Raw genomic sequence first — 18,424 nt, forward strand, 5'->3', positions numbered from 1 at the left:
GAGAAAGGAAACGATGACGCTTGACCTGTCGAAACCGGCGAATGCCGGCTACCTGAGCGGTTTCGGGAACGAATTCGCCACCGAGGCACTGCCCGGCGCGTTGCCGCACGGCCGCAACTCGCCGCAGCGCGCGCCGTACGGGCTGTATGCGGAGCAACTGTCGGGCACCGCGTTTACCGCGCCGCGCGGCCACAACCGCCGTTCGTGGCTGTACCGCATCCGCCCGGCGGCCGTGCACCGGCCGTTCGAGCCGTACGCGGGCCCGCAGCGGCTCGTGGCGGAATTCGGCGATTCGGCCGACGTGCCGCCGACGCCGCCGAACCAGTTGCGCTGGGATCCGCTGCCGATGCCGGTCGAGCCGACCGATTTCGTCGACGGGCTCGTGACGATGGCCGGCAACGGCTCGGCCGCCGCGATGAACGGTTGCGCGATCCACCTGTACGCGGCGAACCGCTCGATGCGGGACCGCTTCTTCTACAGCGCGGACGGCGAGCTGCTGATCGTGCCGCAGCAGGGGCGGCTGCATATCGCGACCGAATTCGGCCGGGTCGACGTCGAGCCGTTCGAGATCGCGGTGATCCCGCGCGGCGTGCGTTTTTCCGTCGCGCTGCCGGACGGCGACGCGCGCGGCTATATCTGCGAGAACTTCGGCGCGCAACTGCGCCTGCCGGATCTCGGCCCGATCGGCTCGAACGGGCTCGCGAACCCGCGCGACTTCCTGACGCCGCAAGCCGCGTACGAAGACCGCGAAGGGGCGTTCGAACTGATCGCGAAGCTGAACGGCCGCCTGTGGCGCGCGGACATCGGCCATTCGCCGCTCGACGTCGTCGCGTGGCACGGCAACTACGCGCCGTACAAGTACGATCTGCGCCTGTTCAACACGATCGGCTCGATCAGCTTCGACCATCCCGATCCGTCGATTTTCCTCGTGCTGCAGGCGCAAAGCGACACGCCGGGCGTCGACACGATCGACTTCGTGATCTTCCCGCCGCGCTGGCTCGCGGCGGAGGATACGTTCCGGCCGCCCTGGTTCCACCGCAACGTCGCGAGCGAGTTCATGGGACTCGTGCACGGCGCGTACGACGCGAAGGCCGAAGGCTTCGTGCCGGGCGGTGCGAGCCTGCACAACTGCATGTCGGGCCACGGGCCCGACGCGGACACGTTCGAGAAGGCGTCCGCGAGCGACACGACGAAACCGCACAAGGTCGACGCGACGATGGCGTTCATGTTCGAAACCCGCACGCTGATCCGGCCGACGCGTTACGCGCTCGACACCGCGCAACTGCAGGCCGACTACTTCGAATGCTGGCAAGGCATCAAGAAACACTTCAATCCGGAGCAACGATGAGCGACACCCAAGACTGGCGCGCGACGCTCGACCCGGCTCGCAAGAGCTGGCTCGACACCGCGAACGATCCCGCCTGCGATTTCCCGATCCAGAACCTGCCGTTCGGGATCTTCAGCGATGCGCAGCAGCCGGCGCGTCGCGCGGGCGTGGCGCTCGGCGACCAGATCGTCGATCTCGCGGCGCTCGCGCGCGCGGGCCTCGTGACGCTGCCGGCCGGCGCCGACGCGTTCGCCGCGCCGACGCTCAATGCGTTCATCGCGCTCGGCCGCGACGCCTGGCGCGGCGTGCGCGTGCAGCTGTCGGGCCTGTTCTCGCGCGACAACGCGACGCTGCGAGACGACGCGGCGCTGCGCGCGCAGGTGCTCGTCGCGCGGCGCGACGCGACGCTGCATCTGCCGGTCGAGATTCCCGGCTACACCGATTTCTATTCGTCGAAGGAGCATGCGACCAACGTCGGCTCGATGTTCCGCGATCCGAAGAATGCATTGCTGCCGAACTGGTCGGAGATGCCGATCGGCTACAACGGCCGTGCGTCGTCGGTGGTCGTGAGCGGCACGCCGGTGCGGCGGCCGAACGGGCAACTGAAGCTGCCCGACCAGGAACGCCCGGTGTTCGGTGCCTGCCGCAAGCTCGACATCGAGCTGGAGACGGGCTTCATCGTCGGCCAGGGCAACGCGCTCGGCGAGCCGATCGCGTGCGAGGATGCGGAAGCGCATATCTTCGGGATGGTGCTGCTGAACGACTGGAGCGCGCGCGACATCCAGCAGTGGGAATACGTGCCGCTCGGCCCGTTCAACTCGAAGGGGTTCGCGTCGACGATCTCGCCGTGGATCGTCACGCTCGACGCGCTCGAACCGTTCCGCACCGCGCAGCCCGAACAGTCGCCGCAGCCGCTCGCGTATCTGCGGCACGCGGGCCGGCATGCGTTCGACATCGCGCTCGAAGTGACGCTGCGTGCCGAAGGCGCGGCCGACGCGACGTCGATCTGCCGCACCAACTTCAAGCACATGTACTGGACGATGGCGCAGCAGCTCGCGCATCACACGGTCGCGGGCTGCAACACGCGCGTGGGCGACCTGATGGGCTCGGGCACGATCAGCGGGCCGACCAAGGATTCGTTCGGCAGCCTGCTCGAACTGACGTGGAACGGCAAGGAGCCGGTCGCGCTGAACGGCGGCGGCAGCCGGACGTACCTCGAGGACGGCGACGAGCTCACGCTCGCCGGGTGGTGCCAGGGCGACGGTTATCGCGTCGGCTTCGGCACGTGCGCCGGGAAGATCCTGCCGGCGCGCCAGGCATAACGCGTCGCACGGCAAGACCGAACGGCCCGCATCGTGCGGGCCGTTGTCGTTTCGTCGATACGGATCAGACCGCGCGTTGCAACGCGGCGCGGCGTTCCCACAGCGCGGCCGCGACGAACGCCGCGACGCAGGCGAGCAGCACGCCGACCAGCGCATGGCTGCCCAGTTGCTCCATCAGCGCGCCGGCCACCAGCGGGCCGCCGAAGCTCGCGGCGCTCCACGATGCCGACACGAGCGAGCTCGCGGTGACGAGCGCCGCGCCGCGGAAGCGTTCGCCGCACGCGACGAGCGACAGCGTATAGATGCTGCCGGCCGCCGCGCCGAGCACGAACAGCAGCGGCCAGCACAGCCACGGATTCGCGATGACGAACGGCAGCAGCGGCAGGCCGGCCAGCACGATCCAGCCGGCGCCGAGGTGCACGCGTTCGCGGCCGAGCCTGTCCGCGAGCCAGCCGATCGGGAACTGCATCGCGGTATCGCCGAACAGCATGATCGACGCGAGCAGCACGGCGGTCGCGCTCGCGACGCCGTGATCCATCGCATAGAGCGGCAGCAGCGACAGCGCGAGCGTGTCGAACAGCGCGAAGAAGCCGGTGCCGATGATCAGTGCGGGCATGCGCGGCAGCACGTCGAGCCAGCGGCCGTGCGCTGCGTGATGCGCGTCGTCGCCGGCGAGCGGGGCGCGCCGGATCGTCGCGAGCGTGGGCAGCGCGAGCAGGAACAGCGCGCCGCACAGCGCGAAGCGGATGTGCGTCGCACCGGCGATCTGGCTCACGAGCACGGGGCCCGCCATCTGGAACAGCGTGAAATTGGTGGCGTAGATCGCGACGACGCGGCCGCGCGTCGCATCGTCGGCGAGCTGGTTGACCCACGCTTCGCCGATCGTGAACAGCAGCATCAGCGCGGCGCCGCACAGCACGCGCAGTGCGCCCCACACGATCAGGTTCGACGTGAACTGCATCAGCGCGGTGGCGGCCGCGAGCAGCACGACCGACACGACGATCGCGCGCCGCGAGCCGATATGCCGCGCGAGCGCGGTGACGAACGGGACGATCGCGAGGCCGCCGAGCGCCTGCGCGGCCGTCAGCATGCCGACGACGTTGGTGCCGTGCCCGGCTTCGGTCAGTGCGAGTGCGGTGAGCGGCAGCGTGGCGCCGGTGCCGAGGCCGACGACCGCGACGCTCAGGATCAGCGCGAGGAAATCGCGATTGAGAATGGCTTTCATCGGCCGGGATGCTACACCGCGGCCCTTGAAAGGTCCATGAAGGCCATCAGGATCGAATGGGGTTGTGTCCGCAACGATTGCGGCAGGGTTGCGTTATACGTAGTGGGTCGGCACCGCCACGGGGCGGCGTTCGAGCGATGCCGACCACAGCGTGAGCGCGAGCGCCGCGACGGCCATCGCGACCCCGACCCACGGCAGGTTCACGAGCGAGACGCCGGAGCCGATCGCCATCCCGCCGAGCCATGCGCCGGTCGCGTTGCCGAGGTTGAACGCCCCCTGGTTCAACGTCGACGCGAGATTCGGCGCGTCGCTCGCGCGATCGACGATCATGATCTGCAGCGGCGGCACGATCGCGAACGCGAGGATGCCCCACACGAAGATCGTCGCGAGCGCGGCGAACGGCACGTGCATCGTGCCGGCGAACAGCGCGAGGACGATGCCGATCAGCGCGAGCGTCGCGATCAGCGACGGCATCCGGCGCCAGTCGGCGAGCTTGCCGCCGAGCGTGCCGCCGACCGTCAGGCCGAGACCGAACAGCAGCAGCACATAGGTGACCTGATGCGGCGAGAAGCCCGTCACGTCCTCGAGGATCGGCGTGATGTACGTGAACACGCTGAACAGGCTCGCGGATGCGAGCACGCTGATGCCGAGCACCATCAGCACCTGCGGGTGCTTCAGCACGCTGAATTCGCGCGTGATGCTGGTGTCGGGCATCGCGAGGTGCTTCGGCAGGCACACCGCGAGCGCGGCGGCCGCGACGATGCCGATGCCGGTGACGGCCCAGAACGTCGCGCGCCAGCCGAATGCCTGGCCGAGCGCGGTGCCGAGCGGCACGCCGAGCACGTTCGCGAGCGTGAGGCCGGTGAACATCAGCGCGATCGCCTGCGCGCGGCGGTTCGGCGCGACGAGGCTGCTCGCGACGACCGAGCCGATCCCGAAGAACGCGCCGTGGCAGAACGCGGTGACGACCCGCGCGGCCATCAGCACCGCATAGCCCGGCGCGATCGCGCAGAACAGGTTGCCGGCGATGAACAGCCCGATCAGGCCCATCAGCGCGCGCTTGCGCGGCATCTTCGCGGTGACGACCGCGAGGATCGGCGCGCCGATCGTCACGCCGAGCGCGTAGCCCGACACGAGCATCCCGGCGGCCGGAATCGACACACCGAGATCGCGCGCGACATTGGGCAGCAGCCCCATGATCACGAATTCGGTGGTACCGATTCCAAAAGCGGCGACGGCAAGGGCGAAAAGAGGCAAGGGCATCGCGGTAGGCTCGGGAAAAGCCGCCGCTCATGCCGGGCGCGGGATGCGCGGGACGGGCGGACGGTAAGACGGTCGACAGCCGCGATTCTACTTCAGTGAAAACCCCTACGCTCGGGGCCAAAACGGTTGTTGCCGGCGTGCGACGGGGCGCGATGCCGAAAGCTCACAGTGTGGGATGGGGTGGCGATTTTCCGCGTCGGGCCGTATCGGGGCCAGAGCGTAGGCAATTGCGAGGCGCCGCCGTCACGCGATGCGTTCGGGCGCGCCGTCGGGGAGGGCATTGGACGCGTTCGTCACGTCGGCATCCGATTCCGCATTCACGGGAGACGAGGCTGCGCGGGCGCCGTCGATGGCAGCCGGGTCGTCCCAGCCGTTCTCGAACAGGCATGCCTCGATCGGCATTCGCGCGGCCCAGCGCTCCTGTTCGAGCATCGGTTTCGCGTAGAACGCGTCGACGTGCCCGATGCACAGCACGGCGATCGGCTTCGCGCCGTCGGGCATGCGCAGCAGCATGCGCAGCGCATCGACGTCGAACAGCGATACCCAGCCCATCCCGAGCCCTTCCGCGCGTGCCGCGAGCCACATGTTCTGGATCGCGCATGCGGCGGATGCCAGATCCATCTCCGGCAGCGTGCGGCGGCCGAACACGTGGCGCTCGCGGCCGTCGGCGAGCGCCACGACCAGCAGCTCGCCGCATTCGCGCACGCCCTCGACCTTCAGCCGCATGAATGCGTCCTGGCGTTCGCCGAGCGCATCGGCGGTCGCGCGCCGCTCGGCCTCGACCAGCGCGTGGATCGCGGTGCGCAGCGCGGGATCGGTGATGCGGATGAAGCGCCAGGGCTGCATGAAGCCGACGCTCGGCGCATGATGCGCCGCGCGCAGCAAGCGCGCGAGCACGGCTGGATCGACGGGCGCCGGCGTGAAGTGGCGCATGTCGCGCCGTTCGAAAATGGCGCGGTAGACCGCGGCGATGTCGGAGTCGTCGAAACGCATGAGCGGCAGGAGCAGGGAAGGACGTCGGCGCAACGATAGCAGACCGCGCACGTGCCGCGTTACGTCAGTCGAAACAAAAGGCGGGATTGTTGAGGGAGTGCGTGCGATGCGTCAGCGATTCGCGCTCACGACGTTCGCGGGCGTGCCCGCGTGCCACGCCTCGATGTTCAGCAGCGTCGTATGCGCGATCTCGGCCAGCGCCTCGCGTGTGAAGAACGCCTGGTGCGACGTGACGATCACGTTCGGGAACGTCAGCAGGCGCGCGAGCACGTCGTCCTGCAGCGGCAGGTCGGAGTGATCCTCGAAGAACAGCCCGCTTTCCTCTTCGTACACGTCGAGCCCGAGGTGGCCGAGCTGGCCGCTCTTGAGCGCGTCGACGAGCGCCTGTGCATCGACGAGGCCGCCGCGGCCGGTGTTGATCAGCATCGCGCCGTGCTTCATGCGCGCGAGCGTCTGCCCGTTGATCAGATGGTGCGTCGACGGCAGCAGCGGGCAGTGCAGGCTGACGATATCGGCGTGGCGCAGCAGCTCGTCGAGCTCGACGTAGCGCGCGCCGAACGCGATCAACTCGTCGTTGTACGGCGGCACGGAGTGCGCGAGCACGTGCATTCCGAAGCCCATCATGATCTTCGCGAACACGCTGCCGATGATGCCGGTGCCGATCACGCCGACGGTCTTGCCGTGGAGGTCGAAGCCGAGCAGGCCGTTCAGCGAGAAGTCGCCCTCGCGGGTGCGCGCGACCGCGCGCGGCAGCCGGCGATTGAGCGCGAGGATCAGCGCGACCGCGTGCTCGGCAACCGCATGCGGCGAATACGCGGGCACGCGCACGACCGTGATGCCGAGCCGCGCGGCGGCCGCGAGGTCGACATGATTGAAACCGGCCGAGCGCAGCGCGATCAGCCGCGTGCCGCCGTCGGCGAGCCGTTCGAGCACGGCCGCGTCGACGGTGTCGTTGACGAACGGGCACACGACTTCATAGCCGTGCGCGAGGATCGCGGTTTCCGCGTCGAGGTGCGACGGCTGGAAATGCAGCCGATAGCCGAACTGCCGGTTGGCGGCGGTAAACGAATCGTCGTCGTACTGCCGGCTGCTGAACAGGATCACGCGCACGCTGCACCTCCGATGGCTGACGCGCGCAGTTTACTGCAGCCCCGTGACGATGTCGGGCCGCTCGGGCCCGCGCGGCGGCCGCAGGAAGCCGTAGTCGGTCCGGTCGCGGGGCGCCGGTGCGCTGAAGTGGTCGAGCGCGTGCTCGACGAAGCTGCGCGTGCGGGCCGGCACGTACTGACGGTTCGGGTAGACGAGCGACAGTTGCGTGTCGGGATCGTCGATCCGGTAGCCGGCCAGCAGGCGCACGAGGGTGCCGCTGTTGAGCGCGTCGGCGACGCACGGCTCGGGCAGCACCGCGATGCCCGCGCCGGCCACGGCGGCGGCCTGCACCAGCGCGAGCTGGTTGACCGTGCATGCCGGGCGCACCGTGACCGAATGCGCGACGCCGTCGTGGCCGACCAGTTGCCACGATGGCGCATGCTGGTGCGGCGCGAGCGTGACCCAGTCGTGGCCCGGCAGGTCGTCGGGCGCGCGCGGCTCGCCGCGCCGGTCGAGATAGGCCGGCGCCGCGCATGCGACGAACGGGTTCGGCGCGAGCGCATGGCCGATCAGCGACGGATTGCCGTCGAACCGGTTGCCCGTGACGATGCCGACGTCGTACCCCGAATCGAGCACGTCGAGCGGCCCCTCGGCGACGGTCAGCTGTACGCGCAGCTCGGGGTAGCGGAGCCGGAAGCTGCTGACGAGCGGCGTCAGCGCCAGCGGCGACAGCAGCCCCGACGCGACGACGCGCAGCGTGCCGGCCGGCTCGCGCACGGCATGCGTGACGGACGACTCGAGGTGGTCGAATTCCTCGAGCAGCGCGCGGCAGCCGTCGAGGTAGCGCACGCCGGCCTCGGTGAGCGACAGGTTGCGCGTGGTGCGGTGGATCAGCCGTGTGTTCAGGTGGCCCTCGAGCATCGCGATCGAACGCGTGACGAGTGCATTGGACACGCCGAGATGGTGCGCCGCGCGCCGGAAGCTTTGCTGCTCGGCGACGCAGACGAATACACGCATGGTCTGAATCTGGTTCATGGCTTGCGTATTTCTGGCCCGGTTGATTGATTATGGTTGTGATTTTTCGCCATGCGACCTCGAAAGCCCATCGCACGACCCCAGTTCTCCCTCGTATCGAAAAATCGTTTTTTTCGATTCCGCAGACGATTGTTCAATACTGAACCTATATTCGTCAACCTGAGAAAATGGGCGGGTTGCGGAAAATCGAAATCACGGGTAACGGTTAAACGTTGCAATGCAGCATTTGCGTTCCGCGCAAAACTGACGCGGTATTGGAATATGCGCCAAGGTGGCGAATATTATCTATGTTAATCAATGGCTTGTCGGGTGATAAGGCGGCCTGGTTTCGTTAATTTGCGGAGTCGTTCCCCAATACATGCTGCGGTAATGGATGTTTTCAGGGTGGAGGCGATATTGCATGCCGCATTCCGGGCGGCGGTTTTTATCGGGCAGCCGGTCTATTTCGACTGACGCGAAAGTCGTCGCATGCCACCGGTATCGGCGAATCGCGACGTTATTGGCGAAGAAAATCACGCGAGGCGGAAGCCGAATGGAACCGTTTCACGACCGGCCCGCCATCCCTTTCCAATCGGGATGGCCATCGCGCGACACGCACGCGGCCGGCTGGCCCGGTCCGGCGACCGGGCCACCGTCGCGCTGTCCGGCCGCGCGTGCCTCTTGCGCGAGGCCGCGGAACGCGGAATGATCGATCAGTTCGCCATGCCGTGCGGCGAGCGTCCGAGCATGTCCTTTCCTCACCTCTTGCCAGCCATGTCCATCGATTACTCGCCGATTCCCTGTCCCGTCGTCGTGCCGCTCGACGCGATCCTGCCCGAAGAACCGCTGCTGATGATGGGGGCCGGCCCGGTTCCGATCCCGGCCGCCGTCGCGAAGGCGAACACGATCGTGATCAACCACCTCGGCGCGACGATGGCGAAGATCATCGAGCAGGTGAAGGAGATGGCGCGCTACGTGTTCCAGACCCGCACGAAGTGGGTGCTCGGCGTCGCGGGCCCCGGTTCGGCGGCGATGGAGATGGCGATCTCGAACCTCGCGTGGCGCGGCACGCGCGTGCTGTCGATCCGCAACGGCTTCTTCAGCGCGCGGATGGCCGAGATGGCCACGCGCGTCGGCGCCGACGTCGCGACGCTCGAGGTGGCCGACCGCGCGGTCGCGAGCCTCGACGAGATCGCGGATGCGATCGCGCGCGAGCGGCCCGAGATCGTCACGATCGTGCAGGGCGAGACGTCGAACACGGTATGGAACCGCGACCTGCGCGAAATCGCGGCGCTCGCGAAGGCGGCCGGCGCGCTGGTCGTCGTCGACGCGGTGTGCACGTTGTCGACGATGCCGCTCGAGATGGACGCGTGGGGCATCGACGCGGTGATCACCGGCGGCCAGAAGGGGCTGTCGTCGATCCCGGGCGTGTCGCTGATCGCCTTCTCCGACGCCGCGTGGGAGCGCATGAAGCATCGCCCCGAGCCGAACGCGCACTGGTGCCTCGACATGGCGCTCGCGGAGAACTTCTGGCACAACGCCGGCTATCACTACACGGCGCCCGTGTCCGGCGTGCTGGCGCTGCACGAGGCGCTGCGGCTCGTCTGCGCGGAGACGCTCGAAAGCCGCTTTGCGCGCCATCTGCGCTGCTCGCTCGCGCTGCAGGCGGGGGTTGAGTCGATGGGGCTCAGGCTCTACGCGCCGAAGGACTGCCGGCTCAATTCGGTGGTCGGGATCGAGACGCCGGAAGGGCTGACGCCCGGCATGGTCTGCGGCCATATCTCGAAGCAGTATCAGGTCGAGATCTCGGGCTCGTTCGGGTTGCCGATCGTACGGATCGGGCAGATGGGCGAGCAATGCCGCGAACACAACCTGTTCCGCACGCTGCATGCGTTCGGCCGCACGATGGTCGACCTGAAGGTGCCGGTCGACCTGCCGGCCGGTGTCGCGGCGCTCGAGCAGGAACTGTCCCGGCGCGGCGCGTAAGCGGGAAAGCGTGAAAACGGGCCGCGCTCAGCGGCCCTGCATCGCGCGCCGGTACGTATTCGGCGTCGTGCCGTGCGCGTCGCGAAAGCGGTGGCTGAAGTGGCCGGCGTTCGCGTAGCCGCAGTCGGCCGCGACCTGCGCGAGCGGCAATGCCGTCGTGCGCAGCAGCTCGCGCGCCCGTGCGAGGCGCTGCTCGGCCACCCACGCGTGCGGCGCGCGGCCGAACGACAGCCGGAACATCCGCGAGAAGTGGTATTCGGACAGCGCGGCGACCTCGGCCAGTTCGCCGAGCGTCAGCGGTTGCGTGAGATACGTGTCGATGTAGTCGCGCACGCGGCGGCGCACGGCCGGCGCGAGGCCGCCGCGGAACGTCGTGTCGGTGCGCGTCGTGCTCTGCCCGCGCAGCAGCAGGCTCAGCACCTCGTGCGCGGTCTCGTTCACGCGCAGCCGCTCGTCGGCGTCGTCCCAGCCGTCGAGCGCGAGCGAGCGCAGCAGCGCGGCGACGCGCGCATCCTCGAAATAGGTGCGATCGGCGAGCTTCAGCTCGCGCGGCTCGCGGTCGAGTTCGCGGATCGCGCGCTGCGTGAAGTGCTCGGGCAGGAAATACAGGTGGACGAAGTGCATCTCGCCGCGCACCCACCAGCGCGATTCATGGTCGCCCGGCAGCGCGCACAGCAGGCTCGGCGCGCCGTAGCGCGGCACGCGCTGGCGCTCGGTCCGGTAGCCGCCGTCGAGGTAGCACGACAGCGTGTGGTGGCCGGGCTGCTCGTAGACCGTCTCGCTTTCGTCGGTGATCCGCGTCCATTCGGCGATCGCGAGGTGGTCGCCGAGCCACGCGAAGCGCTCGAGCGTCGCGTTCGCCTCGGCGAGGGTGCGGCAGACCGACTGCAGGCCGAACGGCAGATCGCCGCCGGCCAGGGCGGCGGCGTGGTCGGCGGGTGGGGCGGAGAGGGAGAGGCTCATGATGGGCCGAGTATAAGCGGGCGCGCGGCAGCGCGTGCGGCGTCCCGAAAAAGACCGCAATTCCGGACAATCGTCCCACCCCGCGCGGCGGCATAGTCGGGATCCCGATTCACCCGATTTTCCGGATTGCCGCCATGAACCTGTCGCTTTATTTCGTCACCGTGCTGATCTGGGGCACCACCTGGATCGCGATCAAGTGGCAGCTCGGCTCGGTGCCGCCGCCCGTGTCGATCGCATGGCGCTTCTGGCTCGCGGCCGTCGTGCTGTTCGCGCTGCTGCGCGTGATGCGCCGGCCGGTGCGCCCGCCGCGCGACGCGTGGCGTTTCCTCGTCGCGCAGGGTTTCGCGCTGTTCTGCGTGAACTTCCTGTGCTTCTACTATGCGGAGCAGGTCGTGCCGAGCGGCCTCGTCGCGGTGATCTTCTCGACCGCGCCGCTCTTGAATTCGATCAACGGCCGGCTGTTCATGGGCCGCCCGCTGCGGCCGTCGGCGATCGCCGGCGCGTTGCTCGGGCTGACCGGCATCGCGTGCCTGTTCTGGCAGCAGATGGCCGGCCATCTCGACGATCATGCGACCTGGACGGGGCTCGCGATCGCGTTCGCGGGCACGATGTGCTTCTCGATCGGCAACCTGCTGTCGAGCCGGATGCAGTCGATGGGGCTGCACCCGCTCGTGACCAACGGCTGGGCGATGCTGATCGGCGCGGCGATCCTGACCGTCGGCAGCGTGGCGGCCGGGATGCCGTTCACGCTCGATACGAGCCCGCGCTATCTGGGGGCGCTCGTCTACCTCGCCGTGCCGGGCTCGGTGATCGGTTTCACCGCGTACCTGACGCTCGTCGGCCGGATCGGGCCGGAACGCGCCGCGTACTGCACGGTGCTGTTCCCGATCGTCGCGTTGGCCGTGTCGACGGTGTTCGAGGGTTACCAGTGGTCGCCGCTCGCGGTGATCGGGCTGCTGCTCGTGGTGGCCGGCAATCTCGTCGCGTTCGACCTGACGCGCCGGCTGTTCTTGCGGACGGCCTGAGCGTCGCGGTCGCCGACGAATAAAAAACGCCTGCGCGATGCAGGCGTTTTTCTTGAGGCGCCGGCGGCGCGACGGGCGCGACCGGCTGCCGTCCGACGCACGACATGGTCAGGCTGCGGCGCCGCTCCCCGCCACGCGCCCCTGCCGCTGGTACAGCATCATCGACAGGGCGACGCCCGCGGCGGCGGCCACCGCCGCGAACAGGAACACCTGCGGATAGCCGAACGCGCCCGCGACATAGCCCGCGAGCGGGCCCGTGATGCCGAGCGACAGGTCGAGGAACACCGAATACGCGGACAGCGCCGCGCCGCGGCTCGCGGGCGGCACGAGCGCGACGGCCTCGACGCCGAGCGCCGGGAAGATCAGCGCGAAGCCGAAACCCGTCAGCGCGGCGCCGACGAGCGCGATGTGCGGTACCGGCGCGAGCCACAGCAGCAACAGGCCCGAACATTCGAAGGCGAACGACACGATCGCGACGCGGAAGCCGCCGTAGGTCTTGATCGTGTTCGCGAACAGCAGCCGCGCGCCGATGAACAGCGTGCCGAACACGGTCAGCGACAGCGCGGCGTTCGGCCAGTGGCGCGCCGCGTAGTACAGCGTGACGAAGGTCGCGATCGAGCCGAAGCCGGCCGAACCGAGCGCCAGGCCGAGGCCGTGCGGCAGCACGCGCGTGAACACGCTCGCATACGACATCCGCTCGCCGTGCACGAGCGGCACCGGGGCGATCAGGCGCGCGAGGTAGAAGCCGCTCGCGGCCAGCGCGATCACGATCACGCCGATCAGCGCCGGATTCAGCGTATTCGCGATCGCGACGCCGACCGGCGCGCCGAGCGCGAGCGCGCCGTAGGTCGCGATGCCGTTCCACGAGATCACCTTCGCGTTGTGCGCGACGCCGACGCGGCCGATGCCCCACAGGATCGCGCCGGTGCCGCACAGGCTTTCGCCGACGCCGAGCACGAGCCGGCTCGCGACCAGCAGCACGAGGCTCGCGACCGGCCAGCGCGCGAGCAGCAGCGCGACGAGCAGCAGCACGCCCGACGCGCCGCAGCCGATCAGCCCGCGCAGCACCGTCTGCTTCGGGCCGAGCGTATCGGCCAGGCGCCCGGCGAGCGGCCGCGACGCGAGCGTCGCGAAGTACTGGACGCTGATCGCGCCGCCCGCGACGATCGCGGAAAAGCCGAGGTCGCCATGGACGAAGCCCGGCAGCACCGCGAGCGGCAGGCCGATGGTCAGATAGCAGATGAACGTGAAGCAAACGACGGACACGATTTGCAGCGTGACCGCGAACCCGCTGCGCGGCGGTGTGGCGGAATCGGAGGACATGGGGTCGGAACGAATGAACGAAGCAGACGGAAGACGGCGAAAAAGGGAATCGGGATTTTCCCATGGAACCGGTTTTCCCGCAGGTACCATTTAGTTCATCGCGACCTGTTTTCGGCGATGGCGGATGGCTGCAGGGGCGTCGGGCACGGGCGCGGAGTACCGTGCGGAAAGGGCCGCGGGCGGCCCCGGCGCTCATATCGCGGCAGTTATATGGGCCCCATGCGTGATGGGCTATGGGTTGCGAAATTTGATGGTGATAGCGTGCAAACTGTCAGAAAAACGTCGGTCGGGCGCTCCGCGCAGGCCGCCTTGCCCCCAATTGAAGAACCATCGAGACATGAGTGAGCCGATCCGCTTCTACCATCGTCACGCGATCCGCGAAGTCAGCGGCGCGGACGTCACCCGCACCGTGCTGCAGTACCTGCGCGAGGACGCGCATTGCACCGGCACCAAGGAAGGCTGCGCGGAAGGCGACTGCGGCGCGTGCACGGTCGTCGTCGGCGAGTTGAACGACGCCGGCGCGGTCGAGTTCAAGGCCGTCAATGCCTGCATCCAGTTCCTGCCGACGCTCGACGGCAAGGCGCTGCTCACGGTCGAGGACCTGCGCCAGCCGGACGGTGCGCTGCACCCGGTGCAGCAGGCGATGGTCGACTGCCACGGTTCGCAATGCGGGTTCTGCACGCCCGGCTTCGTGATGTCGATGTGGGCGCTGTACGAGAAGCATGGCCACGAAGGCTGTGCCGGCGCGTGCACGAAGGCGAAGGACGTGCCGACGCGCACCGAGATCGCCGATGCGCTGACCGGCAACCTGTGCCGCTGCACCGGCTATCGCCCGATCGTCGATGCGGCCGTGCAGATGTTCGATGCGCCGGCGCCGTCGGCACCGGTCGACACGGCCGCGCTGGCCCGCACGCTCGCGTCGCTCAAGCGCGACGACACGTTCGACTACACGACGAGCGACGGCGCGCGCTTCGCGGCGCCGCGCACGCTCGACGCGCTGGCCGCGCTGAAGGCCGAGCGTCCCGACGCGCGCATCCTCGCGGGCAGTACCGACATCGGCCTGTGGGTCACCAAGCAGATGCGCCGGCTCGACGACCTGATCTACGTCGGCCGGATCGCCGAGTTGCAGCGCCTCGCCGAACGCGGCGACTGGATCGAGATCGGCGCGGGCGTGACGGTCGAGAAGGCCTATGCGGCGCTGGCCGGCACGTACCCGGAACTGACCGAGATGTGGAAGCGCTTCGCGTCGCTGCCGATCCGCAACGCGGGCACGATCGGCGGCAACGTCGCGAACGGCTCGCCGATCGGCGATTCGATGCCGGGCCTGATCGCGCTCGGCGCGCGCGTCGTGCTGCGCGGCGGCGACACGGTGCGCGAGCTGCCGCTCGAAGCGCTGTACACGGGGTACCAGCAGAAGGACATGGCGCCGCACGAATTCGTCGTCGGCCTGAAGGTGCCGACCCGCACCGGAGCACGCGAGAAGCTGCAGTTCCGCACGTACAAGCTGTCGAAGCGGTTCGACTCCGACATCTCGGCCGTGTGCGCGGCCTTCGCGTTCATCGCGGACGGCGACACGATCCGCGAGCCGCGCATCGCGTTCGGCGGGATGGCCGCGACGCCGAAGCGGGCGACCCACACCGAAGCCGTGCTCGACGGCGCGCAATGGCACGAAGCCACCGCGCAGGCCGCGATGCAGGCGCTCGAGCGCGACTACCAGCCGCTGTCCGACATGCGCGCGACGAGCACGTACCGCCTCGATACCGCGAAGAACCTGATGTACCGATTCTGGCTGGAGACGCGCCCGCACGACCCGCTGCCGCCGCAAGCCCTGAATGTGCGTGAAGTGGCCGCCGAAGCCGGCGCCGGCGCGGCGCGCGTCTGAAGACGGAGAACCCCGACAATGAACCAGCAAGCAGAACCGTTCCTGAGCACCCTCGACCCGCAAGCCGACGCCGCGCAGGTCCACGTGTCGCGCGCGCACGAATCCGCGCACCTGCACGTCAGCGGACGCGCCACCTACACCGACGACATTCCGGTCGTCGCGGGCACGCTGCACGCGGCGCTCGGCCTGTCGGCGAAGCCGCACGCGAGGATCGTGTCGATGAACTTCGACGCGGTGCGCGCGACGCCGGGCGTGGTCGCCGTGTTCACGGCCGACGATATTCCCGGCGTCAACGATTGCGGCCCGATCATCCACGACGACCCGGTGCTCGCGAAGGGCATCGTGCAGTTCGTCGGCCAGCCGATGTTCATCGTCGTCGCGACGTCGCACGAAATCGCGCGGCTCGCCGCGCGCCGCGCGCAGGTCGACTACGAGGAGCTGCCGGCGATCCTGACCGCGCAGGAGGCGCGCGCGGCCGAAACCTACGTGATCCCGCCGCTGAAGCTCGCGCGCGGCGACGCGGCCGCGCGGCTCGCCGTCGCGCCGCACCGCGAGTCGGGCGAGATGCTGCTCGGCGGCCAGGAGCAGTTCTATCTCGAAGGGCAGATCGCCTACGCGGTGCCGAAGGACGACGACGGGATGCACGTGTACTGCTCGACGCAGCACCCGAGCGAGATGCAGCACCTCGTCGCGCACGTGCTTGGCGTCGCGTCGCACAACGTGCTCGTCGAATGCCGCCGGATGGGCGGCGGGTTCGGCGGCAAGGAATCGCAGTCGGGCCTGTTCGCGTGCTGCGCGGCGCTCGCCGCGTGGAAGCTGCTGTGCCCGGTGAAGCTGCGTCCGGACCGCGACGACGACATGATGATCACCGGCAAGCGGCACGACTTCCATTACCGCTTCGACGTCGGCTACGACGACGACGGCCGCATCGACGGCGTGGCGCTCGACATGACGTCGCGCTGCGGTTTCTCGGCCGACCTGTCGGGCCCGGTGATGACGCGCGCGGTATGCCACTTCGACAACGCGTACTGGCTCGGCGACGTCGCCATCGCCGGCTACTGCGGCAGGACCAACACGCAGTCGAACACCGCGTTCCGCGGCTTCGGCGGCCCGCAGGGCGCGTTCGCGATCGAGTACATCCTCGACGACGTCGCGCGTTCGCTCGGCCGCGATCCGCTCGACGTGCGCTACGCGAACCTGTACGGCAAGACCGAACGCAACGTGACGCCGTACGGGCAGACGGTCGAGGACAACGTGCTGCAGGAGCTGCTCGGTGAACTCGAGGCGACGAGCGACTACCGCGCACGGCGCGCGGGCGTGCGCGAATTCAACGCGCGCAACGCGGTGCTGAAGAAGGGCATCGCGATCACGCCGGTGAAGTTCGGCATCGCCTTCAACGTCACGCACTTCAACCAGGCCGGCGCGCTGGTGCACATCTACACCGACGGCTCGGTGCTGGTGAACCACGGCGGCACGGAGATGGGGCAGGGGCTCAACACGAAGGTCGCGCAGGTCGTCGCGCACGAGCTCGGCATCCGCTTCGGCCGGATCCGCGTGACGGCGACCGACACGAGCAAGGTCGCGAACACGTCCGCGACGGCCGCGTCGACGGGCTCCGACCTGAACGGCAAGGCCGCGCAGGATGCGGCGCGCCAGCTGCGCGAGCGGCTCGCGGTGTTCGCGGCGAAGCAGTTCGGCGACGGCAAGGTCGAGGCGGCCGACGTGACGTTCGGCAACGACGTCGTGTCGGTCGGCGGCCACGGCGTGCCGTTCGGCGAAGTGATCGCGAAGGCGTACCTCGCGCGCGTGCAGCTGTGGTCCGACGGCTTCTACGCGACGCCGAAGCTGTACTGGGACCAGTCGAAGCTGCAGGGCCGGCCGTTCTACTACTACTCGTATGGCGCGGCCGTGTCGGAAGTCGTGATCGACACGCTGACGGGCGAGATGCGCACGCTGCGCGTCGATGCGCTGCACGACGTGGGCGCGTCGCTGAACCCGGCGCTCGACGTCGGCCAGGTCGAAGGCGCGTTCATCCAGGGGATGGGCTGGCTCACGACCGAGGAGCTGTGGTGGAACAAGGGCGGCAAGCTGATGACGCACGCGCCGTCGACGTACAAGATCCCGACGGTGAACGACACGCCGCCCGAGTTCAACGTGCGGCTGTTCCGGAACCGCAACATCGAGGACAGCATCCACCGTTCGAAGGCCGTCGGCGAGCCGCCGCTGCTGCTGCCGTTCTCGGTGTTCTTCGCGGTGCGCGACGCGGTCGCGGCCGTGGGCGACTACCGGGTGAACCCGCCGCTCGACGCGCCGGCCACCGGCGAGTCGATCCTGCGCGCGATCACGGCAGTGCGTGCGGCCCGCGCCACGCAGGCAGGCTGACATGAACGGCCCCGCACGTTCGCTTCGCACCGCGCCGGCCCCGGCGTTCGCGCAGGGCACCGGCCAGCGCAACCGCGCGAGCGGTGCGCCGGCGCCGATGCACATCGTGCTGTTCGGCGCCGGGCACGTCGGTCACGCGCTCGTCACGCTGCTCGGCGCGCTGCCGTGCGTCGTGCAGTGGGTCGACACGCGCGACGAGCTGTTCCCGGACGAATGTCCGCCGAACGTGCAGCCGGAGCCGACCGACACGCCGGAGGCCGTCGTCGACGCGGCGCCGCCGGGCGCGTACTTCCTCGTGATGACGCACAACCACGCGCTCGACTTCTCGCTCGCCGCGCGGATCATGCGGCGGCGCGACTACGCGTACTTCGGGATGATCGGCTCGCGCACCAAGCGCGTGAAGTTCGAGCGCCGGCTCGCCGCGCGCGGCGTCGATCCGGCGCGGCTCGTGGAGATGGTGTGCCCGATCGGCGTCGCGGGTATCGTCGACAAGGCGCCGGGCGCGATCGCGGTGGCCGTGTGCGCGGAGCTGCTGCAGGCGCGCTCGGGCATGCCGGTGGCCGATGCGAAGGCGCTGGCGGCCGGACGCGCATGCGACGAGGTGTCCTGCTCGCGGTAGCACCGCGCGGC

Annotated in this window: 14 protein-coding genes; 7 read left to right on the top strand and 7 right to left on the bottom strand. The window is 69.1% G+C overall.

Features of this window, described 5'->3' with window-relative positions; translation table 11 throughout:
- The first annotated feature begins 13 nt into the window (after positions 1 to 13).
- Together hmgA and fahA are read left to right on the top strand one after the other, a co-directional pair.
- On the top strand, positions 14 to 1,348 hold the full coding sequence (gene hmgA, locus VXM69_RS23170; RefSeq protein ID WP_059557283.1) for a homogentisate 1,2-dioxygenase: 1,335 nt from the start codon (positions 14 to 16) through the stop codon (positions 1,346 to 1,348).
- Positions 1,345 to 2,649 (top strand): fumarylacetoacetase, encoded by a 1,305-nt coding sequence (gene fahA / locus VXM69_RS23175; protein WP_367189269.1) that lies wholly within the window; start codon positions 1,345 to 1,347, stop codon positions 2,647 to 2,649. Before hmgA ends, fahA begins: the two co-directional genes overlap by 4 nt.
- A gap of 64 nt (positions 2,650 to 2,713) precedes the next feature.
- Here fahA and VXM69_RS23180 read toward each other — a convergent pair whose 3' ends face one another.
- The 5 genes from VXM69_RS23180 to VXM69_RS23200 form a co-directional block, all read right to left on the bottom strand.
- Positions 2,714 to 3,874 carry an MFS transporter gene (locus VXM69_RS23180; protein ID WP_034187227.1) on the bottom strand — a complete coding sequence of 387 codons (1,161 nt, stop codon included), beginning with the start codon at positions 3,872 to 3,874 and terminating at the stop codon, positions 2,714 to 2,716.
- A 93-nt stretch (positions 3,875 to 3,967) separates the two neighbouring features.
- Positions 3,968 to 5,137, bottom strand: coding sequence for an MFS transporter (locus VXM69_RS23185; protein ID WP_059557280.1), 1,170 nt, complete (start codon positions 5,135 to 5,137; stop codon positions 3,968 to 3,970).
- 243 nt (positions 5,138 to 5,380) lie between these two features.
- On the bottom strand, positions 5,381 to 6,130 hold the full coding sequence (gene bluB / locus VXM69_RS23190; RefSeq protein ID WP_367189270.1) for a 5,6-dimethylbenzimidazole synthase: 750 nt from the start codon (positions 6,128 to 6,130) through the stop codon (positions 5,381 to 5,383).
- Positions 6,131 to 6,241: 111 nt separating this feature from the next.
- Positions 6,242 to 7,240, bottom strand: coding sequence for a 2-hydroxyacid dehydrogenase (locus VXM69_RS23195; protein WP_034187230.1), 999 nt, complete (start codon positions 7,238 to 7,240; stop codon positions 6,242 to 6,244).
- Between the two features lie 30 nt (positions 7,241 to 7,270).
- Complete coding sequence (locus VXM69_RS23200) at positions 7,271 to 8,254, bottom strand: LysR family transcriptional regulator (RefSeq protein WP_124607841.1); 984 nt, start codon at positions 8,252 to 8,254, stop codon at positions 7,271 to 7,273.
- A 753-nt stretch (positions 8,255 to 9,007) separates the two neighbouring features.
- Here VXM69_RS23200 and VXM69_RS23205 point away from each other — a divergent pair.
- Positions 9,008 to 10,219 (top strand): alanine--glyoxylate aminotransferase family protein, encoded by a 1,212-nt coding sequence (locus VXM69_RS23205; RefSeq protein WP_034187452.1) that lies wholly within the window; start codon positions 9,008 to 9,010, stop codon positions 10,217 to 10,219.
- A gap of 27 nt (positions 10,220 to 10,246) precedes the next feature.
- Here VXM69_RS23205 and VXM69_RS23210 read toward each other — a convergent pair whose 3' ends face one another.
- A complete protein-coding gene (locus VXM69_RS23210) occupies positions 10,247 to 11,182 on the bottom strand; it encodes a helix-turn-helix domain-containing protein (RefSeq protein ID WP_367189271.1) in 936 nt (311 codons plus the stop codon).
- Between the two features lie 134 nt (positions 11,183 to 11,316).
- On the opposite strand from VXM69_RS23210, the gene VXM69_RS23215 reads away from it, so the two are divergent.
- Positions 11,317 to 12,207 (top strand): EamA family transporter, encoded by an 891-nt coding sequence (locus VXM69_RS23215; RefSeq protein WP_034187233.1) that lies wholly within the window; start codon positions 11,317 to 11,319, stop codon positions 12,205 to 12,207.
- Positions 12,208 to 12,315: 108 nt separating this feature from the next.
- Here the strand turns inward: VXM69_RS23215 and VXM69_RS23220 are convergent, their stop codons facing one another.
- Positions 12,316 to 13,530: an MFS transporter gene (locus tag VXM69_RS23220; RefSeq protein ID WP_034187234.1), complete on the bottom strand. Its 1,215-nt coding sequence runs from the start codon at positions 13,528 to 13,530 to the stop codon at positions 12,316 to 12,318.
- 337 nt (positions 13,531 to 13,867) lie between these two features.
- On the opposite strand from VXM69_RS23220, the gene xdhA reads away from it, so the two are divergent.
- From xdhA to xdhC, 3 genes are read left to right on the top strand one after another with little or no spacing between them, the layout of a single operon-like run.
- Positions 13,868 to 15,412 (top strand): xanthine dehydrogenase small subunit, encoded by a 1,545-nt coding sequence (xdhA, locus tag VXM69_RS23225; protein WP_059557274.1) that lies wholly within the window; start codon positions 13,868 to 13,870, stop codon positions 15,410 to 15,412.
- Positions 15,413 to 15,430: 18 nt separating this feature from the next.
- Complete coding sequence (gene xdhB, locus VXM69_RS23230; protein WP_034187236.1) at positions 15,431 to 17,794, top strand: xanthine dehydrogenase molybdopterin binding subunit; 2,364 nt, start codon at positions 15,431 to 15,433, stop codon at positions 17,792 to 17,794.
- A 1-nt stretch (position 17,795) separates the two neighbouring features.
- Positions 17,796 to 18,413 (top strand): xanthine dehydrogenase accessory protein XdhC, encoded by a 618-nt coding sequence (gene xdhC, locus VXM69_RS23235; RefSeq protein ID WP_034187237.1) that lies wholly within the window; start codon positions 17,796 to 17,798, stop codon positions 18,411 to 18,413.
- Positions 18,414 to 18,424: the final 11 nt, after the last annotated feature.

The sequence above is a fragment of the Burkholderia sp. Ed8 genome (assembly GCF_040761425.1).
Classification (GTDB): Bacteria; Pseudomonadota; Gammaproteobacteria; order Burkholderiales; family Burkholderiaceae; genus Burkholderia; species Burkholderia seminalis.

What these genes read in the sequence shown, in the direction of transcription:
- hmgA (WP_059557283.1), top strand. Translation starts at nt 14, where the DNA reads ATGACGCTTGACCTGTCGAAACCGGCGAATGCCGGCTACCTGAGCGGT.
- fahA (WP_367189269.1), top strand. Translation starts at nt 1,345, where the DNA reads ATGAGCGACACCCAAGACTGGCGCGCGACGCTCGACCCGGCTCGCAAG.
- VXM69_RS23180 (WP_034187227.1), bottom strand. Translation starts at nt 3,874, where the DNA reads ATGAAAGCCATTCTCAATCGCGATTTCCTCGCGCTGATCCTGAGCGTC.
- VXM69_RS23185 (WP_059557280.1), bottom strand. Translation starts at nt 5,137, where the DNA reads ATGCCCTTGCCTCTTTTCGCCCTTGCCGTCGCCGCTTTTGGAATCGGT.
- bluB (WP_367189270.1), bottom strand. Translation starts at nt 6,130, where the DNA reads ATGCGTTTCGACGACTCCGACATCGCCGCGGTCTACCGCGCCATTTTC.
- VXM69_RS23200 (WP_124607841.1), bottom strand. Translation starts at nt 8,254, where the DNA reads ATGAACCAGATTCAGACCATGCGTGTATTCGTCTGCGTCGCCGAGCAG.
- VXM69_RS23205 (WP_034187452.1), top strand. Translation starts at nt 9,008, where the DNA reads ATGTCCATCGATTACTCGCCGATTCCCTGTCCCGTCGTCGTGCCGCTC.
- VXM69_RS23210 (WP_367189271.1), bottom strand. Translation starts at nt 11,182, where the DNA reads ATGAGCCTCTCCCTCTCCGCCCCACCCGCCGACCACGCCGCCGCCCTG.
- VXM69_RS23215 (WP_034187233.1), top strand. Translation starts at nt 11,317, where the DNA reads ATGAACCTGTCGCTTTATTTCGTCACCGTGCTGATCTGGGGCACCACC.
- VXM69_RS23220 (WP_034187234.1), bottom strand. Translation starts at nt 13,530, where the DNA reads ATGTCCTCCGATTCCGCCACACCGCCGCGCAGCGGGTTCGCGGTCACG.
- xdhA (WP_059557274.1), top strand. Translation starts at nt 13,868, where the DNA reads ATGAGTGAGCCGATCCGCTTCTACCATCGTCACGCGATCCGCGAAGTC.
- xdhB (WP_034187236.1), top strand. Translation starts at nt 15,431, where the DNA reads ATGAACCAGCAAGCAGAACCGTTCCTGAGCACCCTCGACCCGCAAGCC.
- xdhC (WP_034187237.1), top strand. Translation starts at nt 17,796, where the DNA reads ATGAACGGCCCCGCACGTTCGCTTCGCACCGCGCCGGCCCCGGCGTTC.